Genomic DNA, 13,715 nt, shown 5'->3' with positions numbered 1-13,715 from the left:
GTTCTTCATGGAGCTGAACGAAATTCGGGCCGATCGCGTCGGGGGCGTGCTGCTGGCCACCGCCGCGGGTGACGCGCTCGGTGCCGGATACGAATTCACCACCCCGCGTCCGGACACCGTCATCGACATGATCGGCGGCGGGATCGGAGCGTTCGCACCGGGGGAGTGGACCGACGACACGTCGATGGCGCTCGCCATCGCCGAGGCGGCCGCCACCGGCGTTGACATCTCCACCGTTGCCGGACTGGATGCGGTCGCCGCCCAGTTCGTGCGCTGGTACGACTCCGACCCCGCGGACATCGGGAACCAGACGCGCGCGGTGCTGTCCACGCGCCCCGCCGACGCTGCCGCGATGCGGGAGCGCGCGTGGGCGGTGCCGGGGCGCAAGGGGGGCAACGGCTCGCTGATGCGGACCGCGCCGGTGGCGCTCGCGTTCCTCGACGACGAGGGTCGCTGCGTGCGCGCAGCGCGGGCGATCGGCCTGCTCACCCATCACGACGAGCGGGCCGTCGAGGCGTGCGAGATGTGGACGTACGCCATCCGGCACGCCGTGCTGCACGGCACGTTCGACGGCGTGCGCGGCTACCTCGAGATCGCCGACAGCGGCACCCGCGCGTACTGGTCGCCGTTGCTCGACACCGCCGAGACCGGCACGCCCGCGGACTTCCCGAACAACGGTTGGGTCGTCGACGCACTGCTCACGGCGTGGTGGGCGATCGCCGGGACGCCGCAGGGGCCGGAGCAGCTGCCCGCTGCGCTCGAGCGTGCCGTGCGCGCCGGCCACGACACCGACACCACCGCTGCCATCGCGGGCGGTCTGCTCGGTGCCCGGTGGGGCGCGTCGGCGGTGCCGGACCGCTGGCGCGCAATGCTGCACGGCTGGCCGGGCTACCGCGGGGACGACCTGGTCCGGATCGGCCTCGACATCGCGTCACGAACGGCCGTGACCGACACCGTGAACGGAGAACCGAAATGACCGTCATCGACGTCGCCGAGGGCGACATCACCACGTTCCGGACGGATGCGATCGTCAACGCCGCCAACTCGACGCTGCTCGGCGGCGGCGGGGTGGACGGCGCCATCCACCGCCGCGGTGGACCGGCGATTCTCGCCGAGTGCCGCACGCTCCGGTCGACCACGCTGCCCGACGGGCTCGCCGAGGGTGCGGCGGTCGCCACGACCGCCGGAAACCTCGCCGCGTCGTGGGTGATCCACACCGTCGGCCCGCGGTTCTCCCGCCACGAGGACCGGTCGGGCTTGCTGCGCTCCTGCTACACCCGCAGCCTCGCGGTCGCGGACGGGCTCGGCGCGCGGACCGTGGCGTTCCCGCTGATCTCGGCGGGTGCGTTCGGGTGGCCCACTGAAGACGCTGTAAAGCAGGCGGTCTCGGCGATCCGGGCGTCGCGCACCGCCGTCGACGTGGTCACGCTGGTCGCGTTCGAGTCGCACGTCGCGAACCTGATGCGGCGCGCCGCGGGGTGACTCAGGCGTCGTGGCGCAGGCCCTCGTAGTAGCCGCGGATGTGGGCGACGATCCGTTGCTGCGCGAGGGACGCGTCGCCGTTGCGGACCGCCTCGACCAGACCACGGTGCTCGTGCCGCAGCCGGGTGCACGTCGTGGGCCACGCGATCCGGTCCACCCCGCCCACGACGTACGACTCGATCGACGCGCGCAGCCCGGCCATCATCGCGGCGATCACCTGGTTGCCGGCGGCGTCGGCCATCGCGACGTGGAACTGGGCGTCGAGCACGAGGAACTCGTCCGAGCTCAGCGACGGCTCGTCCATCGAATCGAGCAGTTCGACGGCGGTGCTCAGATCGACCGTCGGCTGGGCGGCGAGGGTCCGCATCACCTCGGACTCGAGCACGAGACGGGTCTGCACGACGTCGGAGACCGGGAAGCCGTGCGCCGCGACCTGCATGCGCATCAGCATCGTCATACCGCCGGTGGGGCGGGAGACGATCATGGCGCCCGCGTTGGGGCCGGACCCGGTCTGTGCCTTGAGGAGACCGAGCGCCTCCATGACGCGCAGCGCCTCCCGGACGGACGACCGCCCGACGCCGAGATCGGCGGCGAGGGTGCGTTCGCCCGGGAGGCGCTGTCCCGGAGCGAGCTCGCCCGACACCATCATCTCCTCGACCTTGCTGAGCACGTGCTCCCAGGCGCGCGGGTGCGCCGTGACCAGCAGGTCGGACGGAGTGGGTTCGGACGACATGACACGTCAGCCTAGGCGGTGTCGATCGGGCGTGGTCACGGCAGCATCCAGCTGAGGACCGGGGTGGACTGCAGGTAGACCAGCGTGCACAGGATCACCAGCATGCCGAGGCTGTAGCCGATGACCTTTCGCAGCAGGATCGGCTCGCTGCCCGCCTGCCCCACGGCCGTGGCCGCGATGGTGAGGTTCTGCGGGCTCACCAGCTTTCCGACGACGCCGCCGGAGGTGTTGGCGGCCACCAGCAGTGTCGGGTCGATGCCGGCCGTCTGTCCGGCGGTCTGCTGCAGCTTCGCGAACAGGGCGTTGGCGGAGGTGTCGGAGCCGGTGACGGCGGTGCCGAGCCAACCCAGCATCGGTGAGAAGAACGCGAAGATCGAGCCGGTCGCGGCCAGCCACGTGCCGATCGCGACGGTCTGGCCGGACTGGTTCATCACGTAGCTCAGCCCGAGGACGGTGGCGACGGTGGCGATCGCGAGCCGCATCTTCACCAGCGTCACGCCGAGGGTCACCACCGACATGCGCGGCGTGAGTGGGAAGCGGCCGTCGTCCGTCCACAGCGCGTACACGATCGTGACGATGACGCCGCAGATCAGCAGCAGTGTGCCGGGATTCGACAACCACGAGAAGGTGTAGATCGCGCTCGAGGCGGGAGCGCCGGTTCCGGTCAGCAGGTTGCCGAACAGGCCCGGCCACTCGATCTTCCGGTCGGTGCCGGACAGCCACTTCGGGATGTCGACGCCGACGGTCCACAGCTTCGCGATGCCGAAGACGACGACCACCAGCAGGTACGGGAACAGAGACATGAACACGCGCGACGGGCTCAGCGCTTCGGCCTCGACCTGCGAACGCTGGTCGTCCGGGGTCTTCGGTGCCCAGAAGCGGAGCATGATCACCGCGGCGGCCAGGCCGGCGAGGGACGCGACGACGTCGGTCAGCTCGTACGAGAAGTGCGCCGAGCACCAGAACTGGGCGAGGGCGAAGACCGCGCCGGTGACCAGGGCGATCGGCCACACCTGCTTCATGCCGCGACGGCCGTCGACCAGGAACAGCAGGAGCAGCGGGACGAACAGGGCCAGGATCGGGGTCTGCCGTCCGACGACGGCGGCGATCTCGGTGGCCGGGATGTCGGTGAGGTTGCCGGCGGTGGTGATCGGAATCGCCATGGCGCCGAAGGCAACCGGTGCCGTGTTGGCCACCAGGACGGTGACCGCGGCACGGATGGGCGGCATGCCGAGGGCGATCAGCATCGCGCCGGTGATCGCGACCGGTGCGCCGAAGCCGGCGAGGGCCTCGAGCATGCCGCCGAAGCAGAAGGCGATCAGCATGGCCTGCACGCGCATGTCGCCGCGGCCGATCGAGTTGAACACCCGTCGCAGGTCCTCGAAGCGTCCGCTCACGACGGTCAGTTCGTAGAACCAGATCGCGGTCACCACGATCCACATCACCGGGAACAGGCCGAACGCGATGCCCTGCAGCGCGGACAGTCCGGTGAGCGACGCCGGCATGTCGAAGCCGATGATCGCGACCAGGGCCGCGGCGGCGAGCGCGCCCAGCCCGGCGTACCAGGCCTTGAGCTTGAAGCCGGCCAGCAGCACGAAGAACGTGGCCAGCGGGACGAGGCCGACCAGCGCCGAGGCGGTGAGGCTGCCGCCGACGGCGTCGGTCGCGGGGGTGAAGGTCACCGCGAGGGTCTCGGTTTCCACATGAAACTCCTGGATTGCGCCGCGGGGATGACGGCGTTCGGGGGCGGGCCGGATATGACCGCTGTGTGGTCAGACCACAGGACCGTACACCATGACCCCGATCACATTCGAGCGCTGCACGAAAGTTGGGGCAGAACCGCGTCAGTTGTTGCGTCAAGGCTGTGACCATGCGTTACTGTGGTCAGACCACACCGACGATCGCCTGGAGAATCGCATGCGAATCGCGCTGTTCGCGACGTGCATGGGGGACACGATGTTCCCGAATGCCGCCAAGTCCACCGCACTGCTGTTGACCCGGCTGGGGCACGAGGTCGTGTTCCCGCCCGGGCAGACGTGCTGCGGCCAGATGCACGTCAACACCGGCTACCAGCCCGACGCGCTGCCGCTCGTGGCGAACTACGCCGACAACTTCGGCGACGCCTCGATCGACGCCGTCGTCGCGCCGTCGGGGTCGTGCGTCGGGTCGGTACGGCACCAGCACGAGATCGTCGCGTCCCGCTACGGCACCGCGGCCCTCTGCGGGCAGGTCGAGACCGTGAAGGCGAAGACGTACGAGCTGTCGGAACTGCTCGTCGACGTCCTCGGCGTCACCGACGTGGGCGCCTACTACCCGCACCGCGTCACGTACCACCCCACGTGCCACTCGCTGCGGATGCTCGGTGTGGGCGACAAGCCGCTGCAACTGCTGCGCGCGGTCCGCGAGATCGACCTCGTGGAGCTGCCCGAGGCCGACGCGTGCTGCGGCTTCGGTGGCACGTTCGCGATCAAGAACGCGGAGACGTCGACGGCGATGCTGGCCGACAAGATTCGCAACATCGGCGACACCGGTGCCGAATACTGTTGCGCCAGCGACTCATCGTGTCTGATGCACATCGGCGGCGGGATGTCGCGGCTGCAGATGGGCACCCGGACGGTGCATCTCGCCGAGATCCTGGCCTCGGTCGAGTCCAGCGTGGAGGTGAGCGCATGAGCGACGTCGCACTCGGCCTGCCGGCCTTCCCGCCGCGCGCCCCGAAGGGCGTGGGCTTCCTGCGCGGCACCGAGAAGTTCCCGGCCGCCGCGCACCACGAACTCGCGAACACGCAGCTGCGCAGCAACATCGGCAAGGCCACCCACACGATCCGGGCCAAGCGCCTCGCCGTCACCGGCGAGTTGCCCGACTGGGAGGACCTGCGCGACGCCGGAGCGGCGATCAAGACCGATGTGATGAACCGGCTGCCGGAGCTGCTCGAACAGCTCGAGGCCGCCGTCGTCGCGCGCGGCGGCGTCGTGCACTGGGCGGCCGATGCCAACGAGGCCAACGAGATCGTCACCCGGCTCGTCCGCGAGACCGGCTCCGACGAGGTCATCAAGGTCAAGTCGATGGCCACCCAGGAGATCGAGCTCAACGAGCACCTCGAGGCCAACGGCATCCACGCCTACGAGACGGATCTCGCGGAGCTCATCGTGCAGCTCGGTCACGACAAGCCGTCGCACATCCTGGTGCCCGCGATCCACCGCAACCGCTCGGAGATCCGGGAGATCTTCCTGAAGGAGATGGACGGCGTCGATCCCGCGCTCGACGACAACCCCAAGCACCTCGCGGCCGCCGCGCGGAAGTTCCTGCGGCACAAGTTCATGACGGTGCCCGTCGCGATCTCCGGCGCCAACTTCGGCATCGCCGAGACCGGCACGCTCGGCGTCGTCGAGTCCGAGGGCAACGGCCGGATGTGCCTGACACTGCCGCAGACGCTGATCACCGTGATGGGCATCGAGAAGGTGATCCCCACGTACCGGGATCTCGAGGTGTTCCTGCAGTTGCTGCCGCGCTCGTCCACCGGGGAGCGGATGAACCCGTACACGTCGATGTGGACCGGTGTCACGCCCGACGACGGCCCGCAGAACTTCCACCTGGTGCTGCTCGACAACGGCCGCACCGCCGCCCTCGCCGACAGCGTCGGCCGCGAGGCGCTCAACTGCATCCGCTGCTCGGCGTGCCTCAACGTGTGCCCGGTGTACGAGCGCACCGGTGGCCACGCCTACGGCTCCACCTACCCGGGCCCGATCGGTGCGGTCCTCACCCCGCAGCTGGCGGGCATGGACGGCAAGGACGACCCCAACTCGACGCTGCCGTTCGCCTCCAGCCTGTGCGGTGCGTGCTTCGAGGCGTGCCCGGTGAAGATCGACATTCCGTCGCTGCTGGTCGAGCTGCGCCACCAGAAGGTGGAGAAGTCCGGCTTCGGCGCCGAGGCCGCCGCGATGAAGGCGGCGTCGATCGCGATGTCATCCGCGAAGCGGTTCACGGTGACGCAGAAGGCCGCCGGGCTCGGACGCGTCGTGGCCGGCAAGAAGGGCAAGATCTCGACACTGCCGCCGCCGCTCAGCGGGTGGACCGACGCCCGCGACATCCCGGCGCCGCCGAAACAGACGTTCCGGCAGTGGTGGGACTCCGCCGAGGGCCGCGCGGCCATCGCCGACGCACGGAAGGACGGTCAGCGATGAACTCGCGTGACGTGATCATGGGACGCGTTCGCGATGCGCTGACGCTGGCGCCGCCGAAGACCGTCGAGGTTCCACGCGAGTACCGGACCGGTCGCACGATGCCCGACGCCGACCGCGTGGAGCTGCTGGTCGATCGGCTGGTGGACTACAAGGCCGTGGTGCATCGCAGCTCGGTCGCGGAGCTGCCCGACGTGCTCGCCCGCGTCTTGACCGAGGTCGGTGCGCGCCGCGTCGGTGTGCCTGCCGGACTGGACAATTCGTGGCTGTCCCGGTTCGACGGCGAGGTCGTGGTGGACTCGCCGACCGTGCCGGCGCCCCAGCTGGGCGATCTGGACGGTGTCGTCACCGCGTCCGCGGTGTCGTGCGCCGAGACCGGCACCATCTTCCTGGACGGCAGCCCCGACCAGGGCCGTCGCGCCCTGACACTGGTGCCGGACCTGCACGTGTGCGTGGTGACCGTCGACAGCATCGAGGTGGGGGTGCCCGAGGCGATGGCGCGGCTGGTGCCCGAGCGGCCCACCACGATGATCAGTGGGCCGTCGGCGACGTCGGACATCGAACTCGAACGCGTCGAGGGCGTGCACGGTCCGCGGAATCTGCACGTGGTGATCGTGGGGCCTACCGAGGTTCTCCACTGACGATCCACACGTGACCGAACGGATCCTTCACTCGGCCTTGGCGTTTGCCGTAGGGGCGATTGTCGACCGGGATCACCAACTCGGCGCCGCGGCTGACCATACGTTCCGCCGTCGCGTCCGGGTCGGGGACGGTGATCATCAGCAGGACGGGTGATCCGCCCGTCGCGGCGGGATCGTTCCATCCCCATTCCGGGACGCTCTGGGCGAGGGCGAACGCGGCCGAGTCGGCCTCGAGTTCGGCATGGTTGACGATGCCGTCGTCGTCGGCCACCCGCATGACGAGTTCGGCGCCGAGCGCCTCGCGGTAGAACGTGATCGCCGCATCGGCGTCGGATACCAGCAGTTTGGGGAGCAGTTGACTGTTCATGTGCTCCATCGTCACGGCTGAGGGCGGCGCCAGCCTTGTAAATTTCGGCCCTCTTCGTCGAGCCAGGCGGTCGGGGTCGTGTCCATGAGGTCGCGGAAGTCGCGGACCAGGTGACTCTGGTCGTGATAGCCGGAGGCGCTGGCCACGTCGGCCCAGGACGCGGCGCCCGCGCCGGCGCGGTTCACGGCCGCTCCCAGACGCGCCACCCGCGACGCGAACTTGGGGGTGACGCCCAGCGCCTGCCCCATGACGTCCCGCAGTCGTCGAGGGCTCAGGTGCGCGGCGCGCGCCAGTTCGTCGGCCGACATCGTCCCGTCGTGGGCGTCGATCAGCGCAAGGGTTCGGAAGGCGTCCTCGCTGCCCTGGCTGCGGTTCGCCGACAGCCGCTCGAGGAGGCGCGCACGCAGCACCGCTTCGCGCTGGTGGGCCGGGCGTTTGGCCAACTCCTGGCGCAGCGGCTCCAGCCACGGCAGCACCGCATCTGCGCTGACGCCGCCCGCGTCCAGCTCGCTCGGCGGCATCCCGGTGAGCCGTTGCAGGGCGGACGCCGTCAACTCGACGTAGACCGTCGGCTGCTGTGGTCGCAGCACGGTGGCCGAGGTCGGGACTCCGGGGCGCATCAGCCCCGTCAGCACGGCGTGGTCATGTGTGGTGCGGCCGTCGTAGCGGACCTCGATGGGCGCGTCCAAGCTGATGACGAGGCGGGTGGTCAGGGTCGGAACGGCGCGGTGCACCCGCTCCGGGCCGGAGTGAGTACTGACGGACACCACACCGATGCCCGCGGCATGACCGGCCTGACGGAGATCCACTCCTGCATTGTCACACTTGACGGGGGCGTGGCCCAGGAGTTCGAGCCGCCGCGCGAGGCTTACCGCTGGAGGTCCCGCACCGCCGCCGCGAAGGCGGGGTGCGGGTCGGTCACGATCACAGCGGAGCCGTCGGGTGTCGCGGTGGCGTGCAGGATCCGCTCGGCCCGCGTGGTGTAGGCGACGGGGACGGACAGGGCGATCGCGCACAAGGCGCCGACGAAGGCAGCTGTGACGCCTGGGCCGCGGATCCCGACAAACCCCAGAATGATCGTTCCGACGAAGGCGAGTGCGCCCGCGGTCGCGAGGATTGCCGCCAGGAGACGGCGGCGGAACAAACCTCCCGCGCACCGTGAGCACAGCGGCCACTCCGTGCGCACGGCTGGTTCCTCGCGAAGGCGCCTGACGAGGTTCTCCATCGCCTGCCAGAAGGGGACACCCCCTGGAAAATACGACCAGGCGCCGCGCGGAAGATCCACCGTCACCTTGGTGTGTGGACGGATCCACGCCGTTGTCGTTGTGGTGGCGGGCTGTCCGTGCACGACGCAGACTGCCGGCAAGGCGGCCGCAAGCGCGAGTCGGGGGCCAGGCTCGTGGCCGTCTGTCGTTCGTGTTTCAAGCCTCACAGAGGGCGGGGAGTCTGCCGACATCGTCTACCACTCGGAAGACAGAATGCGGCGCGGTGTCGGCGCACCGCCTTCGTCGTCGATAGGTGGTGGTGATTCGGCTGGGGAGCCGTCGTCCCTCGAACTCGACAGTTGGAGCTCTCCTTCCGCGGCAAGGGCGGCACGCGAGTCCCCGTCAAGTTCGTTGTACTTCTCGGCAAACTGCCCGACCAGCGGATCGAGTACGCGCCCGAACGCCGCGGTTCTGACGACATCTCGGAGTTGTGCGCGCCCGCTCAGCACATCATCAATCAGCTTTGTGAACTCCTGATCGGGGCTGTGCCGCTGAAGGGCTCTCAACGAATCTGCAAGGTGGCGAGCCAGTCCGGGATCTCCGCCTGTGACGTCCTGCAGTGGATTGCTCAAAGCCATTTCAAGCTCCTGGATGGTCGTACGACTGTGTCGGAAGCTGGTGTACTGCGACGTTCTCCAGACCCGCCATATGACCTGTGATCAGTCCGATCGAGCCTTGGGCGCCGTCCCAGGCCTTGCCTGTGGTGTCGACGGCTTGGCGCCAGACTGCCGATGCAGATACGACCTGAGCGACAACAGCGGCACCTCCAATCGCCCCGCCGACGCCAGTCCAACCAGTGAACATGGCTGCGGCTGCGGTCACTGCGATTGTGATCAGCCGATCGAACAACGCTTGCCACAGGCCTTTGACCGCATTCGCCGTCTCATACATGCCGACTGCGATTTGCTGGACTTGGTCACCGATCCGCGCGAGATCATGTGCTTGGCTGCTGATCGAGTCGCTGTACTCAGTAAAGTACTTGGACGCTTCGTCGGCAGCGCCCCCTGTCCAATAGGAAGAAAGCCCGATTATGTCTCGGTCGATCAGGCTGGAGTAGTCCTCATTGAAATCACCCAAGGTGGAGATCGCTATGCCAGCGCGCTGGATTGCCTCCCAGTCGCCTGCGAACTGAGCGGCAATCCATGCCATCGGGTCTTTTCCACAGACCAGTTTTGCTGCTTCGTTGAACCAGTATGTGGTGCTCATGTATTGAGCAGCGCCCAGGATGTTCTCGACGAGGTCCGGAACCGGATCGCTCGCGACAGGATCCTTCAGTTCGATCGCTGTTGTCATTCTTCCCCCCGGAAGGATCTACGTCAGTAGGTGGATTCGATGCGGTTGCTCGAGGCGTCGTCGCTCGCTCGGTACATCGTTGCTGCGCGCGTGAGTTCGTTCGCTGCATCTGCGGACAGTTGAGACATTCGACGAAAGTTCTCCGACAACAAGTCGTGCAACCCACTGAGCTTCTCGACCACGGGGACGAACATGCGCCCTTCCGCGTAGCCGATTGCTGTCCACTGCTCCGCGTACTTCCTCGCGGCGTCGGCTTGTGCGCTGAGGTCCGCGACGTGTCGCGCGAATGCATCGACGTCGTCGGGTTCGACGAAGAGATCTGGATCTGACATAACGCCCCCCTGGCTACTACTGTCGCGTGGCAGCCTAGCAACCGGTCGTTGGCGCGTTTCTTGGCCGTTCGGAACCGTCGGACTCGTCGGATCGGTGTGATAATGCTTGGCCGATGCTGCACAGTCGCCGACACCGTAGGGAGATCCGCACTTGCTGACGTTGCACCGCGCCGAGAGCGCCGGAACGCTCGCGTCTGCGCTCGCTCAGGTGCTGGTCACGCCCCTTGCGGACCCGTTCGAGCGTGAGGTGATCGCGGTCCCGGCGAAGGGTGTCGAACGCTGGCTGACGCAGCGGCTGTCGCACGTGCTGGGTGCGGGTGATTCCGGCCACGATGGTGTCGCCGCCAACATCGAGTTCCCGTCGCCGAATCGGCTGATCGACCAGGCGCTCGCAGCCGCCACCGGCTACGACGTCGACGACGACCCGTGGCACCCGTCGCGGATGCTGTGGACGCTGCTGCAGGTGATCGACGACTGCCTGGCCGAGCCGTGGTGCACCGTCCTCGCCCGACATCTCGGTCACGGCGCCGACGACCATCGCGCCGGCCGCCGCTACGGCACCGCCGCGCACCTGGCCGAACTGTTCCGCGCGTACGGCTCGCAGCGCCCGGCGATGCTCGTCGACTGGGCGGCCGGCCGCGACACCGACGGCACGTCGCCGCTCGACGCCGACCTGTGCTGGCAGGCCCAGCTGTGGCGAAGGCTGCGCGAGCGGATCGGCAGCCCCAGCCCCGCCGAGCGCCTCGACGCCGCATGCGCGCGGCTGCGCGACGAACCGGCCCTGCTCGAGCTGCCCGAACGGCTGTCGCTGTTCGGGCCCACCCGGCTGGGCGCCGACCAGATCGCGGTGCTGTCCGCACTCGGTGCCAACCGCGATGTGCACGTATGGATTCCGCATCCGAGCATCGAGATGTGGGGGGAGCTGGCCGACACCGACCCGCCGCGTCGCCGCGCCGACGACGTGCGCGCGCTCGACGTCGCGCACCCGCTGCTCGCCAGCCTCGCCCGCGACGTGCGTGAGCTGCAGTCGCGGCTCGGCGCCATCGGGATGGTCGACGTGCACCACCCGGGGCCGTCGCGCCCGGCGACGCTGCTCGGACAGCTGCAGTCCGACATCGCCGCGGACCGGCAGCCGTCGTCATGGCCGGTCGACGACACCGTCGAGATCCACTCCTGCCACGGCCCGGCCCGCCAGGTGGAGGCCCTGCGGGAGCGGCTGCTGCACCTGTTCCAGAACGATCCGACGCTCGAGCCGCGCGACGTCGTGGTGATGTGCCCAGACGTCGAGACGTACGCGCCGCTCGTGCGGGCCGCGTTCGGCCAGGGCGTCCAGGGACCGCTCACCCACCCCGGGCACCGCTTGCGGGTGCGGCTCGCGGATCGTGCGCTGCACCAGACCAATCCGGTGCTGGGAGTGGTGGCGACGCTGCTCGACCTCGCGGACTCCCGGGTCACCGTCAGCCAGGTACTCGATCTGGCTGCGACCGCGCCCGTGCGCCGACGGTTCCGCTTCGACGACGACAACCTCGAACGCATGCGGGAATGGACCGTCGCCGCGGGCGCGCGGTGGGGGATCGGGCGCCGCGAACGCGGTGCGTTCGGGCTCGGCGACTTCGAACAGAACACCCTCAAGGCCGCGCTCGACCGCATCCTGCTCGGCGCCGCCGCCGATGACGCCGACGGCGAATGGCTCTCGCTCGCACTGCCGCTCGACGACGTCGAGAGCAACGACATCGACCTCACCGGGCGCCTCGCCGAGTATGTCGACCGGCTCGACGTGTCGCTGCGCGGACTCACCGGACCGCAGTCGGCAGAGCAGTGGTCGGCGGCGCTGGCCCGGGCCCTGGACCTGCTCGTCGACGTCGCCGAGGCCGACGCGTGGCAGCTGGGGCAGGCGCGCCGCGAACTGGCCGCGGCCGTCGAGCACGGCGGCGACACGCAGCTCCGACTCGCGGACGTGCGCGCGATGCTGCGCTCACGCCTCGCGGGCCGCCCCACCCGCGCCAACTTCCGTACCGGGGAGCTCACGGTGTGCACGATGGTGCCGATGCGCTCCGTCCCGCACCGGGTGGTGGTGCTGCTCGGGCTCGACGACGACGTCTTCCCTCGTGGCACCGGCATCGACGGCGACGACGTGCTTGCCCGCGATCCGCTACTAGGAGAACGGGATCCGCGCAGCGAGGACCGCCAGTTGCTGCTCGACGCCATCATGTCCGCGAGCGAACGGCTGCTGCTGTTCTACACCGGCGCCGACCCGGTCAACGGCACACCCCGCCCGCCCGCGGTGCCGCTCGCGGAGCTACGTGACGTGCTCGCGGCGATGGCCGGGGCGGACGTGGTGCAGCGGCATCCGTTGCAGCCCTTCGATCCCCGCAACTTCGATCCGGTGGGTCCGCGCAGCTTCGACCACGCGGCACTCGGCGGTGCCCGCGCCGCGCAGCAGCCGTCCGTCCCGGCGCCCGCGTTCCTGCCGGAACCGCTGCCACCGATCGAGCCCGGCGACGTCGACCTCGCCGAACTGATCTCGTTCCTGGAGAACCCGATCCAGGGTTTCCTGCGGCAGCGGCTCGGTTTCCGGGTGCCCGACCTCGACGAGGACGTCGCCGACACCCTCGACCTCGAACTCGACCCGCTGGCGCGGTGGGGGATCGGGGAGCGGATGCTCGGTGCCCGGCTGGCCGGCGCGGACCCGGCGGCGTTCCGGGCCGCGGAGTGGCGGCGCGGCACGCTGCCGCCCGCGCGGCTGGGTGACGCCGCGCTCTCGGTCATCGAATGGACGGTGGACTCGCTGGCCCGCGCGTCGACGCCGGTGCACGCCGGACCGTCCGAGGCCGTCGACATCGACGTGGACCTCGGCGGCCGACGCCTGGTCGGCACCGTCGACGGGGTGCACGGCGAGGTGATCGCGCGCACCACGTTCTCCCGGTTGGCCCCCAAGCATCGGATCGGGGCGTGGGTGCGGCTGCTCGCCGTCACCGCCACCGGCCGGTCCGGGAACCTCACCGCCGTCACCACCGGCCGCGGCAGCGGGCGCACCCCGGTGATGCGCTCGACGCTCGTGGCACCGGAGAACGCGGCCGAGATCCTCACCCGGCTGGTCGAGATGCGGGACCGCGGGCTGGTGGAGCCGCTGCCGATGACCACGGCATCGTCGGCGGCGTACGCGGACCAGCGGTTCCGGGGCCGCTCCATCGAGTTGGCGCTGGTGGCCGCCGAGCGTGCATGGACCGGCGACTTCGGTGACGGCAAGGACCGGCACGTCCGGTTCGTGCACGGGCCGGACGCGGAGCTGGCGGTGCTCACCGCCAAGCCCGCGCCGCCCGGGGCGTACGAACCGAGCTGCTTCGGCACCGAGGCCGCGGTGCTGTGGGGGTCGCTGCTCGCGGCCGAGACCCTGGGGGAACCGTGACGGACACCGCGA

General features: G+C 69.6%; 14 protein-coding genes. 6 read left to right on the top strand and 8 right to left on the bottom strand.

The window, feature by feature from the left end; all coding sequences use genetic code 11:
* Positions 1 to 7: 7 nt before the first annotated feature.
* The gene (locus PSS76_RS23375) at positions 8 to 976 is read left to right on the top strand and encodes an ADP-ribosylglycohydrolase family protein (RefSeq protein WP_081185388.1); all 969 of its coding nucleotides are present in this window, start codon (positions 8 to 10) and stop codon (positions 974 to 976) included.
* The gene (locus PSS76_RS23370; protein ID WP_084870831.1) at positions 973 to 1,482 is read left to right on the top strand and encodes an O-acetyl-ADP-ribose deacetylase; all 510 of its coding nucleotides are present in this window, start codon (positions 973 to 975) and stop codon (positions 1,480 to 1,482) included. The genes PSS76_RS23375 and PSS76_RS23370 overlap by 4 nt, the downstream gene beginning before the upstream one ends.
* 1 nt (position 1,483) lies before the next feature.
* Here PSS76_RS23370 and PSS76_RS23365 read toward each other — a convergent pair whose 3' ends face one another.
* Positions 1,484 to 2,215: a FadR/GntR family transcriptional regulator gene (locus tag PSS76_RS23365; RefSeq protein ID WP_005514202.1), complete on the bottom strand. Its 732-nt coding sequence runs from the start codon at positions 2,213 to 2,215 to the stop codon at positions 1,484 to 1,486.
* Between the two features lie 35 nt (positions 2,216 to 2,250).
* Complete coding sequence (locus PSS76_RS23360) at positions 2,251 to 3,918, bottom strand: L-lactate permease (protein WP_069856015.1); 1,668 nt, start codon at positions 3,916 to 3,918, stop codon at positions 2,251 to 2,253.
* A 214-nt stretch (positions 3,919 to 4,132) separates the two neighbouring features.
* Between PSS76_RS23360 and PSS76_RS23355 the strand changes: the two genes are divergently transcribed.
* From PSS76_RS23355 to PSS76_RS23345, 3 genes are read left to right on the top strand one after another with little or no spacing between them, the layout of a single operon-like run.
* Positions 4,133 to 4,888, top strand: coding sequence for a (Fe-S)-binding protein (locus PSS76_RS23355; protein WP_022595031.1), 756 nt, complete (start codon positions 4,133 to 4,135; stop codon positions 4,886 to 4,888).
* Positions 4,885 to 6,399 carry a LutB/LldF family L-lactate oxidation iron-sulfur protein gene (locus tag PSS76_RS23350; protein WP_337456702.1) on the top strand — a complete coding sequence of 505 codons (1,515 nt, stop codon included), beginning with the start codon at positions 4,885 to 4,887 and terminating at the stop codon, positions 6,397 to 6,399. The genes PSS76_RS23355 and PSS76_RS23350 overlap by 4 nt, the downstream gene beginning before the upstream one ends.
* Positions 6,396 to 7,037, top strand: coding sequence for a LutC/YkgG family protein (locus PSS76_RS23345; RefSeq protein WP_337456701.1), 642 nt, complete (start codon positions 6,396 to 6,398; stop codon positions 7,035 to 7,037). The genes PSS76_RS23350 and PSS76_RS23345 overlap by 4 nt, the downstream gene beginning before the upstream one ends.
* Here PSS76_RS23345 and PSS76_RS23340 read toward each other — a convergent pair.
* The 6 genes from PSS76_RS23340 to PSS76_RS23315 all read right to left on the bottom strand — a co-directional run bounded on the left by PSS76_RS23340 (position 7,018) and on the right by PSS76_RS23315 (position 10,294).
* Positions 7,018 to 7,404: a VOC family protein gene (locus tag PSS76_RS23340; RefSeq protein ID WP_337456700.1), complete on the bottom strand. Its 387-nt coding sequence runs from the start codon at positions 7,402 to 7,404 to the stop codon at positions 7,018 to 7,020. The two genes, PSS76_RS23345 and PSS76_RS23340, sit on opposite strands and share 20 nt — an antisense overlap.
* An 11-nt stretch (positions 7,405 to 7,415) precedes the next feature.
* On the bottom strand, positions 7,416 to 8,213 hold the full coding sequence (locus PSS76_RS23335) for a helix-turn-helix domain-containing protein (RefSeq protein ID WP_337456699.1): 798 nt from the start codon (positions 8,211 to 8,213) through the stop codon (positions 7,416 to 7,418).
* Between the two features lie 59 nt (positions 8,214 to 8,272).
* Entirely contained in the window at positions 8,273 to 8,590 is a 318-nt protein-coding gene (locus PSS76_RS23330) for a hypothetical protein (protein WP_139809649.1), read from the bottom strand.
* Positions 8,591 to 8,863: 273 nt separating this feature from the next.
* Positions 8,864 to 9,247, bottom strand: a complete 384-nt coding sequence (locus PSS76_RS23325) for a hypothetical protein (RefSeq protein WP_139791971.1) — start codon at positions 9,245 to 9,247, stop codon at positions 8,864 to 8,866.
* Between the two features lies 1 nt (position 9,248).
* Positions 9,249 to 9,962: a hypothetical protein gene (locus PSS76_RS23320; protein WP_337456698.1), complete on the bottom strand. Its 714-nt coding sequence runs from the start codon at positions 9,960 to 9,962 to the stop codon at positions 9,249 to 9,251.
* A 23-nt stretch (positions 9,963 to 9,985) separates the two neighbouring features.
* Positions 9,986 to 10,294 (bottom strand): type VII secretion target, encoded by a 309-nt coding sequence (locus tag PSS76_RS23315; RefSeq protein WP_081187937.1) that lies wholly within the window; start codon positions 10,292 to 10,294, stop codon positions 9,986 to 9,988.
* A gap of 151 nt (positions 10,295 to 10,445) precedes the next feature.
* Between PSS76_RS23315 and recC the strand changes: the two genes are divergently transcribed.
* On the top strand, positions 10,446 to 13,703 hold the full coding sequence (gene recC, locus PSS76_RS23310) for an exodeoxyribonuclease V subunit gamma (protein ID WP_337456697.1): 3,258 nt from the start codon (positions 10,446 to 10,448) through the stop codon (positions 13,701 to 13,703).
* The last annotated feature ends 12 nt before the right edge of the window (positions 13,704 to 13,715 follow it).

The organism is Prescottella sp. D32 (assembly GCF_037287305.1).
Lineage (GTDB): Bacteria > Actinomycetota > Actinomycetes > Mycobacteriales > Mycobacteriaceae > Prescottella > Prescottella equi.
The sequence above is the reverse complement of the archived record's forward strand: the minus strand, read 5'-3'. Positions and strand labels throughout refer to the sequence as shown.

Coding starts and splice junctions, on each gene's coding strand:
- PSS76_RS23355 (WP_022595031.1), top strand. CDS start 4,133: ATGCGAATCGCGCTGTTCGCGACGTGCATGGGGGACACGATGTTCCCG.
- PSS76_RS23325 (WP_139791971.1), bottom strand. CDS start 9,247: ATGGCTTTGAGCAATCCACTGCAGGACGTCACAGGCGGAGATCCCGGA.
- PSS76_RS23345 (WP_337456701.1), top strand. CDS start 6,396: ATGAACTCGCGTGACGTGATCATGGGACGCGTTCGCGATGCGCTGACG.
- PSS76_RS23370 (WP_084870831.1), top strand. CDS start 973: ATGACCGTCATCGACGTCGCCGAGGGCGACATCACCACGTTCCGGACG.
- PSS76_RS23375 (WP_081185388.1), top strand. CDS start 8: ATGGAGCTGAACGAAATTCGGGCCGATCGCGTCGGGGGCGTGCTGCTG.
- PSS76_RS23340 (WP_337456700.1), bottom strand. CDS start 7,404: ATGAACAGTCAACTGCTCCCCAAACTGCTGGTATCCGACGCCGATGCG.
- PSS76_RS23365 (WP_005514202.1), bottom strand. CDS start 2,215: ATGTCGTCCGAACCCACTCCGTCCGACCTGCTGGTCACGGCGCACCCG.
- PSS76_RS23350 (WP_337456702.1), top strand. CDS start 4,885: ATGAGCGACGTCGCACTCGGCCTGCCGGCCTTCCCGCCGCGCGCCCCG.
- PSS76_RS23315 (WP_081187937.1), bottom strand. CDS start 10,294: ATGTCAGATCCAGATCTCTTCGTCGAACCCGACGACGTCGATGCATTC.
- PSS76_RS23320 (WP_337456698.1), bottom strand. CDS start 9,962: ATGACAACAGCGATCGAACTGAAGGATCCTGTCGCGAGCGATCCGGTT.